Origin of the sequence: Desulfobulbus rhabdoformis, from assembly GCF_016919065.1 — a bacterium.
GTDB lineage: Bacteria > Desulfobacterota > Desulfobulbia > Desulfobulbales > Desulfobulbaceae > Desulfobulbus > Desulfobulbus rhabdoformis.
The window spans coordinates 1-220 of the sequence record NZ_JAFFQA010000212.1 but is presented as its reverse complement, the minus strand read 5'-3'; the positions used below and the strand labels follow the sequence as shown (position 1 = coordinate 220).

The 220-nt window shown below is 52.7% G+C and carries 1 pseudogene; it reads right to left on the bottom strand.

Going from position 1 to position 220, the window contains the following annotated elements:
• A pseudogene (locus JWJ90_RS23085) lies at positions 1 to 220 on the bottom strand (transposase); the annotation flags it as partial.

Genomic DNA, 220 nt, shown 5'->3' with positions numbered 1-220 from the left:
ATAGTGCGGAACGGTCGCCGAAGTAAGGTCGGAACAATCTCATCCAGAATAGTCCGCATTTGGGTATCACTGGGGATAACTCGTACCCCAAAGACACCATGCAGGCTCTCGGGTTGCTCAAGTCGTCGCCCATCGAACGATAACAACGAAGGGTCTTTTAGCGAAAACATGGCAAAGCCGCTCATTAAAGCGTCCTCCAGCGGGATCGAGGCATTGGCAG